We start from the raw sequence: 16,066 nt of genomic DNA on the forward strand, positions 1-16,066 counted from the left end.
ACATTCTTGCCAGTACTGCCCAACCCTGTTGCATTTTCAACTTAAATTCAACCCTAGCACTTCAACCCAGTGATAGATTGAAAATTAACTCTCTGCGCCTAGGGAGCGCCCTACCTTTTGTTCATATGCAGCGTTGGTGATAAGCACATGCTCGGTAGGGATTCTCGATCGACACCTTTGCGTTGATCCGTGCGCTCCAAGTGCAAAGTAGCCCTCAGAACTGCCCTGCTTGCGTTGCATTCGCCGCCACTGACCGCGATAATGCAGCACAGCTATGCGCTCAGGCACAAGAATTGGATCCCAGATGACAGCCTCTACAATCAACTGTGTTTTCGCCCAAGGGGGCCAGTACCGCACCCAGGTGGTCCGTTCGGATGAAATTAAGTGCTTAAAGGGATTTGTAGTAGCGCCAATCGGTGCACCAGAAAAGTGCATCATTCCAGAAGGCTAAAACAAAATAGTGACCAAGAATTTAATAATCTACGGCAGCTGCGTTTCACGAGATATATTCAATCTCGAAGAAAGTCGCGAATTCAATTTGCTTGAGTACTATGCGAGATCGTCAATGGCCTCACTTTGCAGTGATGCCTATGAGAACTCAGAAGTGTTAGAAAACATCCCATCGGCTTTCCGGCGCCGGATGGTCGCATACGACTTCTCCAAAGAAATCCTCTCAAAAAACAATCAATTTGATAACGCAGATGTCATCTTGATTGACTTGATCGATGAACGATTTGACTTGATAGTCTTGCCATCCGGACAAGTTCTAACTCACTCGAACGAACTAACCGAAAGCGGGATACTTGAAGACCCCTCTATTGAAGGCTTCAAAAGCATTCCCCAAGGCTCAATGGAGCGCCGCCGGCTTTGGTTTGAAGGAATGCAAAAACTTCTCGTATTTCTTAAGCAAAAAATAAGCTTGACCGCGTATTAGTCAACAAGGTTTTATGGTCTTCTGCATTTGAAAAGCCGAGCAAAACCAAATTTCCCGTTGCATCGATATTCATCGAAAAAGCCAACACCGAACTCACATGGATGTACGAGATTCTAAGTCATGAATTGGCAGAACATCAGTTCTTGGAGTTTTCTTCGTCACTGTTGACCGCAGACGAGTTCCATCGCTGGGGAGCCTCGCCCTTCCATTACTGTGAAGGCTACTATAAGGAAGCCTTATCACAGATCCAGTTAAAATCCGCAAGTTCGTACGAGACAGTATCCGCAGCGAAAGCTCGCTCATATGCTCCATTTGTATCAAAGGGTGCGAAACTCACCGTCGCCGCCATAAAAGCCGATGGAGAGATTTTCGCGCATTGCTCTCTTGTTACAGAAGGCAGACTTCACGACAGCGGGAGTTTTGCATTTTACTTTGTTGTTGATGGTATTCGAAGTGATGTCCGGTGGTACGACACGTCGCAAAATGCTCGCTTCCGTGTGCCGGAAACGTACAAGACACTAGAGGTTATGGCTTTTTATAAAGATATTTTCGAAGAACAACTGTCAGCCAAATGCACTGTAGAGCCAATATAAAGCTCGCGGCAGAACTGATGAAAAAGTATGGGCAGGTTTTTCATACCTGCCCAGGCTTAAGCGCAACACCGTACCTCACACCATTTCCCAAACGAGCAGAAAATACGGACTTGGTAACCCGTTCAAACACCTTACTCACTGCTAATTATTTGCAAGCGGTTCGGCTGAGCTTGATAAAATCTCTAGCGAACCTTATGGTAATACATTGGTTCACAGGGCCTCAGCGCCAAGCATTTCAGATCCAGAAGTGCTGAGGTGCCCTTTATCATAGACATTTTTTGATATGCATTTCTGAACTCCCTGTCATGGGGCTATTGGAGTAAACCGCGAATATTACCGTTTGGGTGGTCAGCACGCTTTTTGGATCAGTTTCTTGTCGCCATATCGGTAACTGCACATCGCCCATCACAAGAGTCAGCATCTCAAAAGTGGTGGCTTTCGCTTAGCTGATGAGCAGCCTCCCGCGTCTACCTCTCAATGAAGGATGCATAAGTCAGAGGCAAAACTATATGATTGTGGGCTTTTAAGTTGGTGGGCTGTAAAAGTGCTGCAACTTTTCGCCATTGCACCTCTGAGTGGGAAAGTTTGGGCCTGCCCGGTGGCAGCGGACAGCCCAAGATCCATCAATAAACCCTATCCCCCACCAACCGCTTCAAATACTGCCCATACCCATTCTTGGCCAACGGTTCAGCCAACCTCAGCAACTCCTCCGCCCCAATCCACCCCTGCCTGTAAGCCACCTCTTCCGGACAAGCCACCTTCAACCCCTGCCGCCGTTCAATCGTGGCGATATACCCGCTAGCCTCCAGCAACGAGTCATGCGTCCCAGTATCCAGCCAGGCATACCCGCGCCCCATGATCTCCACCGACAACCGGTGCTGCTCCAGGTAAGCCCGGTTCACATCGGTAATCTCCAACTCGCCACGCGTGGACGGCCGAATGCCCTTGGCAATCTCGATCACGTCGTTGTCGTAGAAGTACAACCCGGTCACGGCATAGTTGGACTTGGGCTGGGCCGGCTTCTCTTCCAGGCTGATCGCATTGCCCTGCCCGTCGAACTCGACCACACCATAACGTTCAGGGTCCTGCACGTGGTAGGCAAACACGCTGGCACTGCCCCGGCGGTCCATGGCACTGCGCAGCAGTTGCTGGAAGTCGTGGCCGTAATAGATGTTGTCGCCGAGTACCAGTGCGGTGGGGTCGTTGCCGATGAAGTCTTCGCCAATCAGGAACGCCTGGGCCAAGCCGTCCGGGGATGGCTGCACGGCGTAGGTGATATTGATGCCCCAACGGTGGCCGTTGCCCAGCAGTTGCTCGAAGCGCGGAGTGTCTTGGGGGGTGGAGATGATCAGGATGTCGTGAATACCCGCCAGCATCAATGTGGTCAGCGGGTAGTAAATCATCGGCTTGTCGTACACCGGCAGCAGTTGCTTGGAAATGGCCAGCGTCGCGGGGTGCAAGCGGGTACCCGACCCACCTGCCAGGATGATGCCTTTGCGCTTCATAGTGGTCCTTTCTCGTGGATTTCCGTCAGCATGCGAGCCACACCCAGGCGCCAGTCTGGCAGGGTCAGGGCAAAGGCCTTCTGCAGTTTATTGGTGTCTAGACGCGAGTTGGCCGGCCGCTTGGCCGGGGTCGGGTAGGCCTCAGTGGTCAAAGGCTTGACCTGTTCGGCATGGGTTTTCAGCCGCACGCCATGGGCAGCCGCTTGCGCCAGTACGTAACGGGCGTAGCCGCACCAGGTGGTTTCACCGCCGGCGGCCAAGTGGTACAGGCCGGCCAGGGCAGGATTGCGGCGGCTGGCGGTGATGGCGTGGGCGGTGATGTCTGCGATCAGTTCAGCGCCCGTCGGGGCGCCGTGCTGGTCGTCGATCACGCCGAGGCTGTCACGTTCCGCCGCCAGGCGCAGCATGGTTTTGGCGAAGTTGTTGCCGCGGGCGGCATATACCCAGCACGTGCGGAAAACCAGGTGCTGGCAACCAGCGGCCAGAATGGCTTGCTCGCCAGCCAGCTTGCTGGCGCCATAGGTGTTCAGGGGGCCGACGGCGTCGTCCTCACGCCAAGGCTGGGTGCCCTGCCCCGGGAACACGTAGTCGGTGGAATAATGTACCAGCAGTGCGCCGCAGTCGGCGGCAGCTCGGGCCAGCACATCGACAGCTTCGGCGTTGACCCTGAAGGCCAGTTCCCGGTCGCTTTCGGCCTTGTCCACGGCAGTGTAGGCAGCGGCGTTGACGATGACATCGGGTGCGAAGGCGCGTACGGTTTCGGCCAGGCCATGCAGGTTGGCCAAGTCGCCACAATGCGCCTGGCTACGGGCGTTCAGTGCCAGCACCTGGCCCAGCGGGGCCAGGCTGCGTTGCAGCTCCCAGCCTACCTGGCCGTCCCTGCCCAGTAGCAATACCTTCATGCAGAACGCCCTGCGTAATTTTTCTCGACCCAGTCGCGGTAGCTGCCGGACTGCACGTTCTGCACCCATTCCTGGTTGTCGAGGTACCAGGCCACGGTTTTGCGAATGCCGGTTTCGAACGTTTCGGTGGGTTTCCAGCCCAGTTCGCGCTCCAGCTTGCGGGCATCGATGGCGTAACGGCGGTCGTGGCCAGGGCGGTCGGTCACGTAGGTGATCTGTTCGGCGTAGGGCTTGCCGTCGGTGCGCGGGCGCAGTTCGTCCAGCAGCGCACAGACACGGTTGACGATTTCCAGATTGGGTTTTTCGTTCCAGCCACCGACGTTGTAGACCTCTCCGGCTTTGCCGGCTTCCATCACACGGCGGATGGCGCTGCAGTGATCCTTGACGAACAACCAGTCGCGAATTTGCTGGCCGTCGCCGTACACAGGCAGCGGCTTGCCTGCCAAGGCATTGACGATCATCAGTGGGATGAGCTTTTCCGGGAAATGGTAGGGGCCGTAATTGTTGGAGCAGTTGGTGGTCAGCACCGGCAGGCCATAGGTGTGGTGATACGAACGCACCAAGTGGTCGCTGGCGGCCTTGCTGGCCGAGTACGGGCTGTTGGGCTGGTACTGGTGGGTTTCGGTGAAGGCCGGTTCGCCAGCCGTTAGCGAACCATAGACTTCGTCTGTGGACACATGCAGGAAGCGGAATGCCTGGCGCGCCGGCCCATTCAAGCCACCCCAGTAGGCACGCACGGCTTCCAGCAAGTGGAAGGTGCCAACGACGTTGGTTTCGATGAAGGCTTGCGGGCCGTGGATCGAGCGGTCGACGTGGGACTCGGCGGCAAAGTTGACGATGGCGCGTGGCTGGTGGGCTTTCAGTAATTCTGCGACGAGCTGGCTATCGCCAATGTCGCCGTGCACAAAGATATGGCGCTTGTCGCCCTGAAGGCTGCGCAGGGTCTGCAAATTGCCCGCGTAGGTAAGTTTGTCCAGGTTGACCACAGGCTCATCACTGCCGGCCAGCCAGTCCAAAACGAAGTTCGCCCCGATAAAGCCTGCACCGCCGGTTACCAGAATGGTCATGTTTGTCTGCTTCCGTTGTCAGAGTCTGCTCTTCCACTTTCCAGATTCTAGCCTGTTAGCGGATGGTTCGAGAGCGAAGACGATGTCAACGTGACATTCAAGTTGGCGCGGCGCAGGCACAGGGGCCGCATTGCGGCCCTGTGCAAGCGGGTGGCTCAGGGTTCCAGACGGCGCTGCTGGTAGATCCAGTCGACAATCTCGCCTTCTGGCGAATAGCCGCTCACGGTTTCACGCAGCAACTGCCGAACTCGCACAAAATCATCAGCCGCGGCTGCCGCCATCAGTTGCCGCAGGGACTCCTTGAGCGTGTCCCAGGCCATGAAGTCCTCGTTGGCACTCATGATCATAGGGTGGCGAGTGGCAATCACATTGTCGCCGATCAGCAGCTCTTCATACAGCTTTTCTCCCGGCCGCAACCCGGTGAACTGGATGGAAATATCGCCCATGGGGTTACGTTCGGAGCGCACACTGAAGCCTGACAGGTGAATCATCTTCTCGGCCAGCTCCACAATCTTCACCGGCTCGCCCATGTCCAGCACGAACACATCGCCGCCCTTGCCCATGGAGCCGGCCTGAATTACCAGCTGCGCAGCCTCGGGAATGGTCATGAAGTAACGGGTGATCTTTGGGTGGGTGACGGTCAGCGGGCCGCCCGCCTTGATCTGTTTGTGGAACAGCGGAATCACCGAGCCCGACGAGCCCAGCACGTTGCCGAAGCGCACCATGGTGAAGCGAGTCTTGTTTACCTGCGAGACTTTGCCGCTGTCACCAAACAGCACTGGTGCTACTTCACGGCTGAGTGCCTGCAGCGTCATTTCGGCCAGGCGCTTGGTGCTCCCCATCACGTTGGTCGGACGCACGGCCTTGTCGGTGGAAATCAGCACGAAGTTGGCAACCCCGGCCTGCAGCGCGGCCTGGGCGGTGTGCAAGGTGCCGATGACATTGTTCATCAGGCCTTCGGTGATGTTGTGCTCAACCATCGGCACGTGCTTGTAGGCGGCGGCGTGGTAGACGGTGTCGACCCGCCAGGTTTTCATGATGTCCAGCAACTGAGATTGGTTGCGGACCGACCCCAGAATAGGCACCAGGCTTACAGTCAAAGACTCCCGCGAAACACGCTGTTCCAGCTCGGAGAGAATGCTGTAGAGGTTGAACTCGCTGTGATCGAACAGCAGCAAGTACTTGGGAGCCTGCCCCAGTATTTGCCGGCAAAGCTCTGAACCAATAGAACCGCCAGCCCCGGTCACCAGCACCGTTTGTTCGGTGATGCAGCGCTCAAGGAGGTCTGGCTGGGCAGGCACCGTATCGCGCCCCAGCAAGTCGCCAATGTCGACCTCTTGGATATCATCGACTTTCACTCGGCCGCTGGCCAGGTCCATGATGCCCGGCACACTGCGAACGTGCAGCGGGAAGCCTTCGAGGAAGTTGAGAATCTCCCTGCGACGGGTGCGCGTCGATGAAGGGATCGCCAGCAGAATTTCCTGTGCGCCCGTCACGTTGATCATCTGGTCAAGTTGTTCCGGGCGGTAAACCTGCAGCCCGGCAATCACGCGGTCACTGATGCTGGCATCGTCATCGATGAATGCCACCGGGCGCATGGCCCGGTCCATGCGCAAGGCGGCAACCAGTTGGTTACCGGCAGCACCAGCGCCGTAGATGGCGACCTTGGGCAGCCCGTCGTCACGCTGGGCGAAAGGCACATGCTGTGCAGCCGCGGCAAACCAGTCACCCAGAAAATACTGACGCATGGCCAGGCGCAACCCGCCAATCATGATCAGGCTCAGCCACCAGTAGTTGAAGGTGATCGAGCGAGGCACGACGTTCTGGTGATTGCTTGCCCAATAAATGATGAACCCCAGAATCAGCGCGGACAGCGTCACGGCCTTGATGATGGCAATCAGCGCATCATTGCCAAAGTAGCGCATGACGGCGCGATACAAACCAAAGCGGATGAACAGGGGAATGGAAACCACAGGCGCGCACAGGAACAGCCAAGTATGGTCAATCAACGGGTTGGCCATATCGTCGATGCCCAAACGCACCACGAACGCCATCCACAGTGCGAACCACACCAGCACTACATCTGTCAGCACCTGCAACAGACGCTTTTGTCTACGCGGTAACCCGAGCAGTTTTTTGCGTACTTTGTCCATAGGCTCCCAGAGTTTTCTTCTGATTGTCATTAACCGACTCTTCAACACATCTACCGCACAACAGTTATTCCAAGCTACCCGCGCGATAATAGGCCGCGATGAGCGCCAAAGGCACATAGGCGATGATCAGCCCCATTACACCGTCGAGACCCAACAACAAAACGCAGAGGGCCACCGGCAGCAGCCAGCACAGATTCAGCGCAGTGACTGCCAAGGTTACCGGCAGGTGCCTGCCGTAACGACGCGACGCGAACTGATAGGCATGGCTGCGATGTGCCTCATAAACCTTGTCACCGCGCAACAAACGGCGAACCAAGGTATAGCTGGCGTCGACGATGAAAACACCCAGCAAGATCAGCCAGCACCAGAACAACTGGGAAGACAGCCAAGCAGCTTGCAGTGAAAGACCACCGAGGATAATCCCTAGGAAACCGCTACCTGCATCGCCCATGAAAATCTTCGCAGGTGGGAAATTCCAGAACAGGAAACCCGCCACGGCTGCGGCCAGCAAAAGCGGCAGGGCCGTCATGCTCGCGTGTCCACTCAACCAGTAAAGCAGACAGGCACCTAGGCAGACAGTGATTGCCTCTACACTGGCAATGCCATCGATACCATCCATGAAGTTGTACAGGTTGAGCAGCCAAACCAGGTAGATCGCCGCCAACACTGCACCGGCCCAGCCCAGATCGAGCGACCAGCCGAACACCTGAAGCACGGGCAACCCGCCCAGCCAGTACAAAATCCAGACGGCCGCGGCAAAGTGCCCCAGCAAACGCCAGCGGGCGGCAATATGGCCATGGTCGTCCATGAAGCCGAGCACTGCGATTAACGCCCCCGCACCGCCCAATGCAACCAACGCGTCAGTTTGCGCGCCAGCCTGCAATGTCATCACTGCCAATGCGGCCAGAAACGCGAGGACAATCGACACACCACCGCCACGGGGCGTTGGGATTGAATGTGAGCTGCGGGCATTGGGTACATCGATGATGTTCTTGGCCAATGCATAACGTCTCAACGTGCCGGTCATGGCCAACGAACACAGCAGCACTACGGGTAAAAGCCACCAAAGCATCATTTGTTCGACGATTCCTGAAAATGTTGCGCAGTCGCCCTGAGCGCGGCATCGACACTCACCGGCGGTCGCCAGCCAAGTACCTTACGCGTTTTTTCGATATCCACCTGCAATGACCCGCATAATCTTTTGGACAACGCCGTACGGCCCAACAGGTTGGCTCCGCCGCTGAGGACCCAGCCAGGTACGGGTAGCAATCGCGCCGGCGCGCCCAATGCCTGGGCCATGCGGCGTAGCAACGCAGTAGTGGAAAGGTCCTCACCGTCGCTAACCAGAAACACCTGGTTTACAGCCGCCGGGTGATCGGTACAGGTCACTATCAGGTCTACCAGATTGTCGAGTGCAACCAGGCTCCGACGATTGTCGATGGCCCCAAATGGCAACGGCACGCCCTTGTTCAACCAACGCATCATGGCCTGGAAGTTCGCTTTGACCCCAGGGCCATACACCAGCACCGGCCGTATGATCACGACTTCCAGCCCGGACGCTTGCGCCAAAGCCAGCAATTGGGCCTCCGCCTCCATCTTGGAGATGCCATACGGGTCTTGAGGTTGCGGGCGGTCGTGCGCGGTGTAGGGCTGCCCAGGTGCAGTTCCCTCGCCATTGACCTTGATCGAACTGATAAAGACGAAGCGCTTCACCCCTGCTGCGACAGCTTGCCGGGCAAGGTTCATGGTGCCCTGCACATTGACCTTGCGAAATGCAGAAAGTGGGTCGGCCTCTGTATCATTCATCACATGAACACGGGCTGCGCAATGAATAACCGTGTCGCAGCCGCGCAACGCCTCGCCCCATTGGCCTGCTTCCTCGAACGAATCGAAGGGCACTGCCTGTACAGCGGGCGGTAGTGACAGGCTGCTGCCACGCACCGTGGCCACAGTTGGCATGCCGTCTGCCAACAGCCTGTGCAATACGGCACTGCCCACAAAGCCACTCGCTCCGGTGAGAAATACACGGCGGTTCATCAACTTGTCCTCCGTAAGGTGGCACCGCCAAACAGCTGCTCAAGACGTGTCAGCAGCACCTGGCGAGAGAATTCCTGTTCATAAAAGCGCCGACCGCTTTCCCCCATTGCCTGGCGCTGCTCAGGCGCAAGCGTGGCCATCTTGCGAGTGATCGTCGCCAGCCCTTCGCCATCGCCAGACGCACAGGCGTAACCCGCACCGGACGCGTCGATGACCCGCGCCGCCTCGCCATTGATCATGCCCAGTACCGGTCTACCGGAAGCCAGATAGGCCTGTACCTTGCCAGGGATGGTTTGCTCAAACACGTCGTTGGTACGCAAGGAGACCAGCAACGCGTCAGCCTGAGCGAAGAGGGGCGGCATGGCATCAAGGGGATGGCGCCCCAGCAAGTGCACGTTATCCAGACCGCGATTGCGCACCTCATCAGTCAGCCATGCGCTCATGCGGCCGTCCCCGACGATGACCCAGCGAACCGGAACTTCGCCCCGTAATGCCTGCGCGGCATCAAGGATGGCCGGAAAATCTTGCGCCTCACCAATGTTGCCGGCAAAGACGACCGTAAACACAGAACTGTCCCGGGCTATAAGTGCACAAGGTTTGTCCATGGGCGCTGAAAAGTCGTCTTCAGCCCAACTGGGGAAGTACACCAACCGGTCGTCCTCGATTTTCCGTGTGCAGTACCGGCGCACATTGCCGAAAAAGCCGCGAGACTGCAGCAACAGATAATCGGTGCGGTTGTAGATCCACGATACCGCCTTGCCCACCAACCCCAGCAACCGCCGGTCGTGGATGACGTTAACCGCCCGCAATGTCTCCGGCCATAGGTCTAGCACCCAGACAAATACCGGTGCCCTTTTCAACCGCCCAATTACAACAGCGGGTATGGCCGCGAGAATGGGCGAAACGGCATAGACGAAAACAGCATCGAATTTGCGCCCACGCAATTTGAAGGCGCCCATCAAAGATGCCAGCACGCAGAACGACAGGTAGTTGAATACCAGTTGCATGCTGCGTTTGCCACGAGGTACCAGCGGCACACGAACGACTTGCGCCCCCTCATAGGAAGAGAACGCTTCTGGGTTGGCTTTATAGTCCTGGAAAACACGCCCCTCCGGATAGTTGGGGAGCCCCGTCAGAACCGTCACTTCATGACCTCTGGCGGTGAAGTCGCGGACCATATCATTGATCCGCATGTTTTCCGGCCAGAAGTACTGCGTTACAACCAGTACACGCAATTTTTCAGCTGGCATCGATAGCTTCCGGTTCAGTAGCGTTTCCATACCACACGGTTCACGTAATCGGTATAGCTGTGCAGAATTCGCACTACTTTGTCGGATACATTTGGCATGCTGTAGTCGGCAACCAGACGCAGGTCACGGTCGGCCCCTCGCGACTGCCGTTCGAGGATACCTAGGCCCTGCAGCACCCGCTCAACCTCAAGACCAACCATCATCGCCGCAGCCTCTTCCATACCTTCAGGCCGTTCATGCGCCTCGCGAATGTTCAATGCAGGGAAGTTGAGGATCGAAGCCTCCTCATTGATCGTGCCACTGTCAGAAAGCACAGCGCGGGCTTCGGACTGCAACTTGTTGTAATCCTTGAACCCTAGCGGCTTCAGCAAACGCACGTTGGCGTGGAAGTTGATACCCATGGCATCAACACGTTTCTGCGTGCGCGGGTGGGTGGAAACGATTACCGGGAGGTCAAACTCTGCTGCCACGGTATTAAGCACATCCACCAGTTTGAGGAAGTTTTTGTCGGAATCGATGTTTTCTTCGCGGTGAGCGCTCACGACAAAGAATTTACCCGGTTCCAGACCAAGGCGCTGCAGCACGTCCGATGCTTCGATGCCGCCACGATAGTGCTCAAGCACTTCGAACATCGGGCTGCCGGTCTTGATGATCTGGTCGGCTGGCAGACCTTCGCGCAGCAAGTAATCGCGGGCGATCGTACTGTACGTCAGGTTGATATCGGCAGTATGGTCAACGATTCGGCGGTTGATTTCTTCCGGCACCCGCATGTCGAAGCAGCGGTTGCCCGCCTCCATGTGGAAGGTCGGTATCTTGCGACGCTTGGCCGGCAACACCGCCATGCAGCTGTTGGTGTCGCCGAGGACCAGCAGGGCCTCCGGCTTGACCTCGGCCAGCACTTTGTCCACCGCAATGATCACATTGCCGATGGTTTCAGCCCCGCTTGCGCCTGCCGCGTTCAGGAAATGGTCCGGTTTGCGGATTCCCAAGTCCTGGAAGAAGATCTCATTGAGCTCGTAGTCATAGTTCTGGCCGGTGTGCACCAGAATGTGCTCGCAGTATTCATCCAAGCGCGCAATCACGCGCGACAGCCGGATGATTTCCGGGCGGGTACCAACAACGGTGACAACTTTCAGTTTTTTCATCGGTTCATCCTCTCGGGCCCATTCAGGCTTCGGTGCCTACTGGCCGAGCGTAGGTATCAGGGTTCTCACGGTCGAAAATTTCGTTGGCCCAGAGCATGACGATCATTTCGTCCTCACCTACGTTGGTGATGTCGTGGGTCCAGCCTGGGACAGTCTCGACAATCTCCGGCTCTTCGCCAGAGGTGAACAATTCGTGGAACGCCCCTGAGACCACATGACGGAAGCGGAAACACGCTTTGCCCTTGATCACCAAAAACTTTTCGGTCTTGGTATGGTGGTAATGGCCGCCACGGGTAATACCGGGGTGCGCGGTGAAGTACGAAAACTGGCCACTGTCCTTGGTTTTCAGCATTTCGACGAACACGCCTCGCGGGTCGCCATGCTTGGGCACCGTATAGGTGAAACTCTCGGGGGGCACATAGCTCAAGTAGGTCGAATACAGGGCTCGCACCAAACCGGTACCCACTGCTTCTGTGACCATGCTCGCACGGCTATCGCGGAAGGTGCGTAACAGGTCTGCCAGTTCACCCACGGTGATGCTGTACTGCGGCTCTACCTGCGCAAACGGCGTACCGGACTTCACACCGTCCAGCACCTGGACGAACGCTTTGACTACATCATCGATGTAGACCAGGTTGATACGCGCCTGAGGGTCGTTGATGGTGATGTCCAGGCCATGCACGATGTTGTGGCAGAACGTTGCCACTGCCGAGTTGTAGTTCGGCCGTGCCCACTTGCCAAACACATTGGGTAGGCGGAACAGGTGCACGGCCGAGCCATGCTGCGTTTGCAACTCGGCCAGGGCCTCTTCGGCGCCGCGCTTGCTGGCACCGTAGGCGTTATCCAGCTCAGCCTGGCTCGACGAAGTATAAAGGACGGGAATTTGCCGCCCACTTGCCTTGATGGCCCGGCAAAGCTCCAGGGTCAGGTCAGCATTGCCAACCTTGAATTCCTCGGGGTCTTTTGGCCGGTTTATGCCCGCCAGATGGAACACGAAGTCCACATCTCGAACCTTTTCGGCTAGCGACTCAAGGGCATGCTCCCGCGTGAAAAGCACGACCTCGATGTCCTTGCGCTCGCCAAGGTGCACCAGCAGGTTACGCCCTACGAAACCATTTGCCCCTGTGACCAGTACTTTCATCGTTTCATTCCTCCGGGGTCGCATGCTCGCCGCGTTCGATGGCACGAATGAAGTCGAGCTTGCGCAGCAGTTGCTGCATCCCGGCGACATCGAGGCGTTGGGTGTTGTGCGAGTTGTAGTCCTCGGTAATGGAGAGGCGGGTCTCGCCCTCTTCCACGAATTTCGCGTAGTTCAGGTCACGCAGATCTGGCGGCACGCGGTAGTAATCCCCCATGTCCTCGGCACATACCAGTTCCTCTCGGCTCAGCAGCGCTTCGTAGAGCTTCTCGCCGTGACGGGTACCGATGACATTGATCGGATGCGCCGGTTTGCCAACCAGTTCGGTCAACGCCTTGGCCAGCACTTCAATGGTGGCGGCAGGCGCTTTCTGTACGAACAGGTCGCCGTTGTTACCGTGCTCGAAGGCATACAGCACGAGATCGACCGCATCGGACAAGGTCATCATGAAGCGCGTCATGTTAGGGTCCGTCAAGGTCAGTGCCTGGCCGGCACGAATCTGTTCGATGAACAGGGGGATGACCGAACCACGAGAAGCCATGACGTTGCCATAGCGAGTACCGCAAATCACTGTCTTTTTCTCATCGACGTTACGTGATTTCGCAACCATCACCTTTTCCATCATCGCCTTGGAAATACCCATGGCGTTGATCGGGTAAACCGCCTTGTCAGTGCTCAGGCAAACAACCCGACGTACTTCGTTCTGGATGGCGGCCTCCAAGAGGTTTTCGGTACCAATCACGTTGGTCTTGACCGCCTCCATGGGGTGAAACTCGCAGGATGGCACCTGCTTCAGCGCGGCCGCATGAAAAATGTAGTCGACACCCCGTGTCGCATTCAAAACGCTTTGGTAGTCACGCACATCGCCGATATAAAACTTCAGCTTGGAGCTGGCATAGCGCTTGCGCATGTCATCCTGTTTTTTTTCGTCTCGGCTGAAAATGCGGATTTCCGCAATATCAGTGTCCAGGAAACGCTTCAGAACAGCATTGCCAAACGATCCGGTTCCGCCGGTGATGAGTAATTTCTTGCCTTTAAACATAGGTTTTCCCTTTTATGGCATCCAGCACCTTGGCGACCTGAGCACTGGGCATTTTATGATTTGCAACGAATTTTTTTGCCGTTTGCCCCATTTCGACGAGTTCATCGATATCGAACGAGGCCACCTTGGCCAGCATATCCCTCAACCCGTCTGCGCCGGGTGGAACCAGGTAGCAAAAACGATAATATTCTGCGGGTATACCGTCAAGCGCATACATCATGACTGGCACACCAGAAGACATGTATTCGATTATCTTGGAAGGAAATGAATACTTAGTGAACGCCGACTCATTATCACGCGGATTAATCAGCAGCGATGCTTCACGCTGCAACTGCAAAACAGCATTCCTGTCCAATTGCCCGAGGTATTTCACTCTAGCATTAGTTGCAGAAACGCTTTCTACATTGGCACGATCATCACCATCACCACAGATATAAAGGTGGTAATTCTCAATATTGGATTCAACGAATGCATCCAATAGCTTGCGAATTCCATATCGTCTGTCCAAGGTACCGCTATACAAGAAATAGGGCTTGCGCACGGACGAACTCGGGCGGTTGACATAGTCACTGTCTGCGATACCTTCAACAACAACCTTTTTGAGCTTTGGCGAAAAAACGTCAAGCATCGCATCCGTGATAGCGACTACGCTGTCGGCGCCATTGACAATGCGGTATGACAACCGCGCCAAACCATGGAAGACAAGCTTGGTCAGCCCCGTGCGCACCGCCATGTACTCTGGAAGGTCCGGCACAATCACGCAAAAATCTACATCCTTGCGCACTGCTCGGACCCATCTGCAGGCAAGAAGAAATGGCAGGTGCATTGAGTAACAGACCAGCAATGAACGCCCCCCCCCCTTGGGCAGGTTGTCTTGTATTCCGCGGTAGGCTACCAGCACCTTATGTAGGTTCTTGATGATCGTCAGGTTGAGAAAGGCCTTGTTCTGTACGGTCGCGCCATTCATCTTTTCCTGTGTGGCGACAGGCGAATAGAACATTTCCTTGTATCGTCGCGGATATGCACCGATAAACGGCAGGTTGACAACCGTCACCCCGCTGATTTCTGGACATTCGCCAAAACCGCGGATGTAGTTCTTCTGCAGGGTATCCGCCGCAAACTGGATGCTACCTTGAGAATAGCGGACGATTGATGCGCGGTCGGCATCCGTGAATACGCCACCCAGAAACACGACCTTCATGAATGAGCCCCAGCCACCTGATTGTCTCCCCCTGCACCCAGCAAAGCCTGTTCCATTATGTATGCGTTCATCACCCTAGCCCCAACAGTGCATTGTTCTTGAACAGCGGTATCACCGAATACTCAGCCACCGGAACCAGGAAAAATATTACGAGGTAAAGCGCCAAGAATGACAGATAGCTCACAATGAGAAAATGGGTCTTGCGCCACACGAACAAAGCATTTACGCAATGGAGGACATTGAAGAAAAGAACAAACCTGAGCAACCTGATAAAAATTTCAGACTCGAAATAGAGCGGAATAAATAGCAACGACAAGAGATTGAGATTGTAAATAAAAGTCAATTCTTTACCACGCTCATCCATCGCAGCGCTGCGCAACAAATGCTTCCGCTCCCCCACTACGACCAGCACCAGGAAAAGCACTGAAAACACATGAACAATCGAATTGAACAAGGAGCTCTTCAATGAAGTGGCGTAGTAACTAAAATGCGCAGCTATCGCATCTGGAAGCGGTACAAAATAACGTACCATCACGTAAGTAGCTATACAGGTACAGAAAAACAATAGGAAGCGCATCAACGGTAGCGCTCGCCCTAGAGGCATTACCACGAAAACCATGTAAATTAGCGAAGACTGATGGATACTGGTCGCCAGCATGATTAATAGTACGTAGACTACTCGGCCTCTCCAGCCCCCTTCGTACAAAAACAATATCGCTTGCAGGCATATGGCAAACGCCAGAAAATTTCGCATCAAGACAAAGTCCAGTGCGAAGAAACACACAAAATAAGCAAGCATCGACGCTACAGGGGCGACGGCTTTCTTCAGGACGTAGCGATACACAAAAAGTAGCGTTACCAGCGACAACGCAATCTGAAAATGGCCGAATGATATTCCGGACTGATTCGCCAGTATGTTGAGGTAGCCGTAACCAACTTCCTTGCCCCAACTAGCCAAGGTTACACGCGTATTGTAGTACAGCTCGTAACCCTCACGATCACCATTCCAGGTATTCCACCCGTACAGCACCCACATCAGCAGGAATACTGGGACAGACAAAATAATCGAGAGGTACCTGCTCCGCGTCGTCGTCATGGC

12 protein-coding genes and 1 pseudogene are annotated in these 16,066 nt (G+C 55.6%); 1 reads left to right on the plus strand and 12 read right to left on the minus strand.

The features are described 5' to 3' along the window. The first annotated feature begins 460 nt into the window (after positions 1–460). Positions 461–1,527: pseudogene (locus Q9451_RS23690) on the plus strand (DUF6270 domain-containing protein). A 623-nt stretch (positions 1,528–2,150) separates the two neighbouring features. Here Q9451_RS23690 and rfbA read toward each other — a convergent pair. From rfbA to Q9451_RS23750, 12 genes are all read right to left on the minus strand, one after another. Then, complete coding sequence (gene rfbA, locus Q9451_RS23695; RefSeq protein WP_012271058.1) at positions 2,151–3,032, minus strand: glucose-1-phosphate thymidylyltransferase RfbA; 882 nt, start codon at positions 3,030–3,032, stop codon at positions 2,151–2,153. Next, positions 3,029–3,934, minus strand: a complete 906-nt coding sequence (gene rfbD, locus Q9451_RS23700) for a dTDP-4-dehydrorhamnose reductase (RefSeq protein ID WP_012271057.1) — start codon at positions 3,932–3,934, stop codon at positions 3,029–3,031. The genes rfbA and rfbD overlap by 4 nt, the downstream gene beginning before the upstream one ends. Further along, positions 3,931–5,001, minus strand: coding sequence for a dTDP-glucose 4,6-dehydratase (gene rfbB, locus Q9451_RS23705; RefSeq protein ID WP_012271056.1), 1,071 nt, complete (start codon positions 4,999–5,001; stop codon positions 3,931–3,933). Before rfbB ends, rfbD begins: the two co-directional genes overlap by 4 nt. Before the next feature lie 155 nt (positions 5,002–5,156). Next, positions 5,157–7,154, minus strand: a complete 1,998-nt coding sequence (locus tag Q9451_RS23710; protein WP_041166408.1) for a nucleoside-diphosphate sugar epimerase/dehydratase — start codon at positions 7,152–7,154, stop codon at positions 5,157–5,159. Between the two features lie 64 nt (positions 7,155–7,218). After that, positions 7,219–8,229 carry a glycosyltransferase family 4 protein gene (locus Q9451_RS23715; protein WP_012271054.1) on the minus strand — a complete coding sequence of 337 codons (1,011 nt, stop codon included), beginning with the start codon at positions 8,227–8,229 and terminating at the stop codon, positions 7,219–7,221. Next, positions 8,226–9,191: an SDR family oxidoreductase gene (locus tag Q9451_RS23720; protein ID WP_012271053.1), complete on the minus strand. Its 966-nt coding sequence runs from the start codon at positions 9,189–9,191 to the stop codon at positions 8,226–8,228. Before Q9451_RS23720 ends, Q9451_RS23715 begins: the two co-directional genes overlap by 4 nt. Then, complete coding sequence (locus Q9451_RS23725; protein ID WP_012271052.1) at positions 9,191–10,441, minus strand: glycosyltransferase family 4 protein; 1,251 nt, start codon at positions 10,439–10,441, stop codon at positions 9,191–9,193. Before Q9451_RS23725 ends, Q9451_RS23720 begins: the two co-directional genes overlap by 1 nt. A 14-nt stretch (positions 10,442–10,455) precedes the next feature. Next, positions 10,456–11,586, minus strand: coding sequence for a UDP-N-acetylglucosamine 2-epimerase (non-hydrolyzing) (gene wecB / locus Q9451_RS23730; RefSeq protein WP_012271051.1), 1,131 nt, complete (start codon positions 11,584–11,586; stop codon positions 10,456–10,458). Positions 11,587–11,608: 22 nt separating this feature from the next. Continuing rightward, entirely contained in the window at positions 11,609–12,727 is a 1,119-nt protein-coding gene (locus Q9451_RS23735) for an NAD-dependent epimerase/dehydratase family protein (RefSeq protein ID WP_012271050.1), read from the minus strand. 4 nt (positions 12,728–12,731) lie between these two features. Then, positions 12,732–13,766, minus strand: coding sequence for a polysaccharide biosynthesis protein (locus tag Q9451_RS23740; protein WP_012271049.1), 1,035 nt, complete (start codon positions 13,764–13,766; stop codon positions 12,732–12,734). Continuing rightward, positions 13,759–14,967, minus strand: coding sequence for a glycosyltransferase (locus Q9451_RS23745; protein ID WP_012271048.1), 1,209 nt, complete (start codon positions 14,965–14,967; stop codon positions 13,759–13,761). The genes Q9451_RS23740 and Q9451_RS23745 overlap by 8 nt, the downstream gene beginning before the upstream one ends. 70 nt (positions 14,968–15,037) lie before the next feature. Beyond that, positions 15,038–16,063 carry an EpsG family protein gene (locus tag Q9451_RS23750; protein WP_012271047.1) on the minus strand — a complete coding sequence of 342 codons (1,026 nt, stop codon included), beginning with the start codon at positions 16,061–16,063 and terminating at the stop codon, positions 15,038–15,040. Positions 16,064–16,066 lie beyond the last annotated feature (3 nt).

The organism is Pseudomonas sp. NY8896, assembly GCF_039634505.1.